This window comes from Microcella sp. (assembly GCF_030645145.1).
Lineage (GTDB): Bacteria > Actinomycetota > Actinomycetes > Actinomycetales > Microbacteriaceae > Microcella.
The window spans coordinates 1-4,402 of the sequence record NZ_JAUSMI010000145.1 but is presented as its reverse complement, the minus strand read 5'-3'; the positions used below and the strand labels follow the sequence as shown (position 1 = coordinate 4,402).

The window sequence follows — 4,402 nt, the reverse complement described above, 5'->3', positions numbered from 1 at the left end:
CGCGCGGCGCGGCGGCGGCCGCGGTTCCCGCTTCGGCGAGGCGCTCGGCGACGGTCGCTTCGGGTGCGACCGTGGCGGGCTCGACGAGGACGGTTCCGGCGGCCTCGAGCTCGCGGCGCTGGCGGCGGCTGAGGACGAGCTCGCCCCCGGATCCGCTGTACGGGGCGGGGCCGGAGGGGCCGGAGCTGCTCGGGCGCTCGTCGAGGAAGGCCGAGGTCGAGTGCTGCCCCGTCACGAAGTCGACGGGGGAGACGGGGGCGGGCTCGCCCGCATCCTGCAGGCGCTTGACGATGTCGACCGGGTCCATGCCGACGCTGATCGGGCCGCGCTGGCCGAGCGACACGGGCGTCACGGGGCGCGACATGTCCTGCGGCGCGGGTTCGGCGTGGGCAGGGCCGAGTGCCTGGACGTGCTCGGTCCAGGCGCCGCCGTCCCACCACCGAGCGAATCCGGGCCCTCCGGCATCCGGATACCACCCGGCAGGCGGCAGTGCGCTCCCCGTCATCGACTCAGTCATCGTGTTCCCCCCGGAATCACCTGTGCGCGTAGCACAGCTTCAGCCGAGTCTAGGTCGGGGAAAACGCTGGTCATACCCCCGTAAGCGGGGGGCACGAACGCTCTATGCTCACCTCGTCGAGCCGTCGTCGCACCCTCGGCGGCACGCCGGAAGGAGCCCCATGGCCAGCGATCTCAAACTCGAGCACCACGACGACGTCGCCCTCGTCGGACGACGCCCGACCGTCGACGAGCTGCGCGAGCTCGCGCTCGCCGTCGACTGGATGGATCACTACGACTGGTCGACCATCGGGGCGGCGCTCGAGGGCACGCTGCACGGCGTGGTGGCGGTGCGCGACGGCGCGACCGTGGGCTCGGCGCGACTGCTGGGCGACGGGGTGAAGTACTTCACGATCCACGACGTCATCGTGCACCCCGACCATCAGGGGGACGGCCTCGCGAGCCGGCTCGTCGACCACCTGCTCGCGCACGTCGCGCGCGTCGCCCCCGCGAAGGCGTGGGTGGGGCTCTTCGCGAGCCCCGACGCCGAGGGCCTGTACGAGAGCCACGGCTTCGGCTCGGACGAGATGCGCGGGATGTGGCGCTGGGTGCAGCCGAACGGCCCCGCACCCGAGGAGCGAGGCCGTTCGACGCCGAGGGAGCGGGGGGACTAGCCCGGCGGTTCCTGCGCAGGGGGCGCGGCAGGGTCGGTGCGCTCGTCGGCGCCGTCGCGGCGCTCCTCGGTCGACTCCGGCTCACCCTCGGGCACGCCCTCGATCGGGCCGCCGCCGCCGCCGGAGCCGGAGCCCGAGTCGGATTCGCCGGTGTGGGAGTCGCCGGTGCCGTCGGGCGAGTCGGTCGGCACGGCCGCCGCCTCGCCGTCGACCGCGAGCTCGGTGTCGTCGTGCGACTCCGCGACCCCGCCGGCGCCGACGTCCAAGCGCGTCACCTCGGGATCGCTCGTCTCGGTGAATCGCTGCTCGTCGGCGGCTTCCGCCGCGAGGTCCTCGTCCCTAGCGGACATCCTCGGCTCCTTCCGCGGGCTGCTCCGGCCGGTTCTGCTCGACGCGCGAGGGGCCGGCGTCCTGGTCCGGGGCCGGCTCGTCCTGGTCGGGGGCGACGTGCCCCTCGTCGAGCACCTGCTCGCCCGCGACGATGTCGCCGCTGTCGGGGTTGCGGCTCTCGATGTCGTGGGCGACGGGGTCGCCGCCGTCGTGGCGGTCGGTCTGAGCATCCATGTCATGCACCTTCTTCTGAATCGTGGGAGCGGTCATGGGCCGGACGACCGGGGGATAGGGACGTGGGCGCCCCTCCCTGATCGGAAGGAGGGACGCCCACAGCCGCAACGCTGTCAGCCCTGATGTCGTCGCGGCTCATCGACCCGGTGGGGCTTCAGCCTCCGCCGAGCCGGTTCGCTGATCGCCGACCGCGCATCCGTCACAGATGTGCGCTCCGGGGGATGCACCGCCCTCCGAGCCGCGCACCGCGGCCGGCGATCGCCTGCTCAACGGTCGGCGTTGCCGCCGTTGACGTCGGTCGCGTCTTCGCCCGGGTCGCGGTCGGTCGCGTCGGAGAGCCCCGTGGACTCATCGCCGTACCCGCCGGTCGCGTTCTGGCCGTCGAGCGGATCGGCGGAGACGCCGCCGTCGCTCGTGACCTGGTCGCCCGGCACACCCGCGGAGTCGGGCGACATGCCGCCACCCGGCTGGTCCTCGCCGAGGCCGGCCGTCCCGAGACCGCCGGGAGCCTGCCCACCGGCCGTGCCGCGCGAAACGCTCTCCTCGGCGGTCTGCGCGCGCTCGTCGGTGTGCAGCTCATCGCCGACGACCTGCTCGGGCATCCCGTTGCCTTCGGTGCCGGTCGTGCCGAGCGTGCCGCCGACGGGCTCGTCGGGGCTCGGGTGCTGCTCGTCGTGGTGCTGCGACTCATCGCCGTGATGGGTCATGAGCGCACCCCCTCGTGGCCGTCGTGGTCGGGGTGGTTGCCGGGGACGCCGCCGCCGGCCTGACCCTCGTCGAAGTTGTTCTCGATGCCGTCATCAGCCTGGCCGGTGAGCGTCTGGCCCTCGTCGTAGTCGTTCGGCGTCGAGAGCAGACCCCCCTGAGCGGAGTCGTCGATGCCCGGAATGGGCTCGTCCTCGCCCGCGGCGTCCATGTCGTCCTCGACGACCTCATCGGCACGGGGCTGGTCGGTGCCGGTCGGATGCCCGGTCGCGAAGTCGGCGGACTGACCCTCGTGGCCCTGTCCGGCGCCGAAGTCGCCCTCGGCGCCCGGGTTCTGACCCATGGTCGTGTCGTCCTTGTTGATGTCGTGCTCGCTCATAGCGGTCTCCTTACATCTCGGTGGAACGCCCCCACTCAACCCCTCAGGAGCCTCACGGGTAAGGGGGTAGACATCCGGCCGTCGACCGCCCTACGGGCGAGCGAGTAGGAGAGGATGGATGCATGCCCGCCCCCGTCGCCGCCCCCGTCGACCTCGACCCGCCCAGCGGCGTCCTCAGCGCGAAGCTGCCCCCCGCCCTCGGCGTCGCGCTCTCGGCCGTCGTGCTCTACGGGTTCTTCGATGCGCCGTTCCGCCCGCTCGGGTACGTCGTGCTCGTCCTCTCACTCGTGGCGGCGTTCCTCGTCGACCGGCCGCTCTTCAAGGATCTGTTGCTCATCGGCATCGGCATCACGATCGTGAGCCTCGTGAGCGTCGAGGCCGACATCAGCTGGCTCAACATCCTCGTGCTCGGCACCGTGTTCACGGGGGCGGTCCTCGTGCCGTTCCTGATCGACCGGTTCGTCTACAAGCGGAAGGCGATCCGCTTCCCGTGGCGCAGCGGCCGGAAGTGGACGCGCGGCGAGAAGGTGTACCTCTTCGCGACGCCGGCGCTCGGCTGGCTCATCCTGCCCTTCTACTTCATCACGAGCGGCGTCTACCGGAACTGGCCCGACGTCGAGACGCCGAGCGAGATCGGTCGCCTCTTCGTCGGCGTCAACGCGGTCGGCACGTGGGACGAGCTCTTCTTCATCTGCACCTGCTACGCCCTGCTGCTGCGGCACTTCACGCCGTGGCTCGCGAACATCCTGCAGGCGATCATCTTCGTGAGCTTCCTGTGGGAGCTCGGCTACCAGGCCTGGGGCCCGCTCCTGACGATCCCGTTCGCGCTCGTGCAGGGGATGCTCTTCCACCGCACGAAGAGCCTCACCTTCGTCCTCATCGTGCACCTGCTGTTCGACCTCGTCGTGTTCCTCGTGATCGTCCACGCCCACGACCCGGCGGCCCTCCCGATCTTCCTGTACTGAGGCGGGGCTGCTCGTCCTTCCGGACGACGCCATCTCCACAATTCAGGAACGACGGCCGCCAGTCGCGTCTCCACAATTCAGGAACGGCGCGCATCCGACCGCCTGAACGGATGCCCGGCCGGCGTGTCGCGGGCCCGCTCGAGCCGAGACTCCTGAGTTGTGGAGGCGCACAGCGTCTCGCGGCTGCGCGCGGCGCGCCGGGTCGGTGGCGCGCCGCTGCCGACGCGCCGGTCTCCATAACTCAGGAAGATCGAGCTCGGGGCGCCTGCGACACGCCGGTGGAGCATCCGCTGCCGCCGTGTCGGGCGTGGGGTTCCTGAATTGTGTGAGGCGCGCACCGCGGTTCCCGTTCCTGAGTTGTGGAGGTCGGGCGGGCGGGGGGCGCAGCGCGGCCTGCGAGGATGGGGGCGATGTCAGAGCTCATGGATGCGATGCCCCGGCCCTTCGAGGCGGGCGCCGCGTTCGACGCGATCGCCGCATGGTCGGCCGAGGGCGGGCGACCGCTCTACGAGGCGCAGGAGGAGGCGATCTTCGAGCTCGTCGCCGGAGCCCACGTCATCCTCGCCACCCCCACCGGGTCGGGCAAGAGCCTCGTCGCCGTCGCCGCCCACGCGATCGCG

At 71.8% G+C, this 4,402-nt stretch carries 8 protein-coding genes; 3 read left to right on the top strand and 5 right to left on the bottom strand.

Annotated elements, in window-relative coordinates; translation table 11 throughout:
* Nucleotides 1–505, bottom strand: a 505-nt coding sequence (locus Q7T15_RS09815) for a DUF2510 domain-containing protein (protein ID WP_304695767.1), incomplete at its 3' end; no start/stop codon positions are given.
* Between the two features lie 172 nt (nt 506–677).
* On the opposite strand from Q7T15_RS09815, the gene Q7T15_RS09810 reads away from it, so the two are divergent.
* A complete protein-coding gene (locus tag Q7T15_RS09810; RefSeq protein WP_304695765.1) occupies nt 678–1,169 on the top strand; it encodes a GNAT family N-acetyltransferase in 492 nt (163 codons plus the stop codon).
* On the opposite strand, the gene Q7T15_RS09805 is transcribed toward Q7T15_RS09810, so the two are convergent.
* From Q7T15_RS09805 to Q7T15_RS09790, 4 genes are all read right to left on the bottom strand, one after another.
* Nucleotides 1,166–1,519, bottom strand: a complete 354-nt coding sequence (locus Q7T15_RS09805; protein WP_304695763.1) for a hypothetical protein — start codon at nt 1,517–1,519, stop codon at nt 1,166–1,168. The two genes, Q7T15_RS09810 and Q7T15_RS09805, sit on opposite strands and share 4 nt — an antisense overlap.
* Entirely contained in the window at nt 1,509–1,769 is a 261-nt protein-coding gene (locus Q7T15_RS09800; RefSeq protein WP_304695761.1) for a hypothetical protein, read from the bottom strand. Before Q7T15_RS09800 ends, Q7T15_RS09805 begins: the two co-directional genes overlap by 11 nt.
* A 230-nt stretch (nt 1,770–1,999) precedes the next feature.
* Nucleotides 2,000–2,440 carry a hypothetical protein gene (locus Q7T15_RS09795; protein ID WP_304695759.1) on the bottom strand — a complete coding sequence of 147 codons (441 nt, stop codon included), beginning with the start codon at nt 2,438–2,440 and terminating at the stop codon, nt 2,000–2,002.
* Entirely contained in the window at nt 2,437–2,817 is a 381-nt protein-coding gene (locus Q7T15_RS09790; RefSeq protein WP_304695757.1) for a hypothetical protein, read from the bottom strand. The genes Q7T15_RS09795 and Q7T15_RS09790 overlap by 4 nt, the downstream gene beginning before the upstream one ends.
* A gap of 122 nt (nt 2,818–2,939) precedes the next feature.
* Between Q7T15_RS09790 and Q7T15_RS09785 the strand changes: the two genes are divergently transcribed.
* Nucleotides 2,940–3,782: a CPBP family intramembrane glutamic endopeptidase gene (locus tag Q7T15_RS09785; protein ID WP_304695755.1), complete on the top strand. Its 843-nt coding sequence runs from the start codon at nt 2,940–2,942 to the stop codon at nt 3,780–3,782.
* A 410-nt stretch (nt 3,783–4,192) separates the two neighbouring features.
* The coding region (locus tag Q7T15_RS09780) for a hypothetical protein (protein ID WP_304695753.1) at nt 4,193–4,402 on the top strand (210 nt) is incomplete at its 3' end.

Excerpts from the sequence above, each read along its gene's own strand:
- Q7T15_RS09810 (WP_304695765.1), top strand. The coding sequence starts at position 678 with ATGGCCAGCGATCTCAAACTCGAGCACCACGACGACGTCGCCCTCGTC.
- Q7T15_RS09805 (WP_304695763.1), bottom strand. The coding sequence starts at position 1,519 with ATGTCCGCTAGGGACGAGGACCTCGCGGCGGAAGCCGCCGACGAGCAG.
- Q7T15_RS09800 (WP_304695761.1), bottom strand. The coding sequence starts at position 1,769 with ATGACCGCTCCCACGATTCAGAAGAAGGTGCATGACATGGATGCTCAG.
- Q7T15_RS09795 (WP_304695759.1), bottom strand. The coding sequence starts at position 2,440 with ATGACCCATCACGGCGATGAGTCGCAGCACCACGACGAGCAGCACCCG.
- Q7T15_RS09790 (WP_304695757.1), bottom strand. The coding sequence starts at position 2,817 with ATGAGCGAGCACGACATCAACAAGGACGACACGACCATGGGTCAGAAC.
- Q7T15_RS09785 (WP_304695755.1), top strand. The coding sequence starts at position 2,940 with ATGCCCGCCCCCGTCGCCGCCCCCGTCGACCTCGACCCGCCCAGCGGC.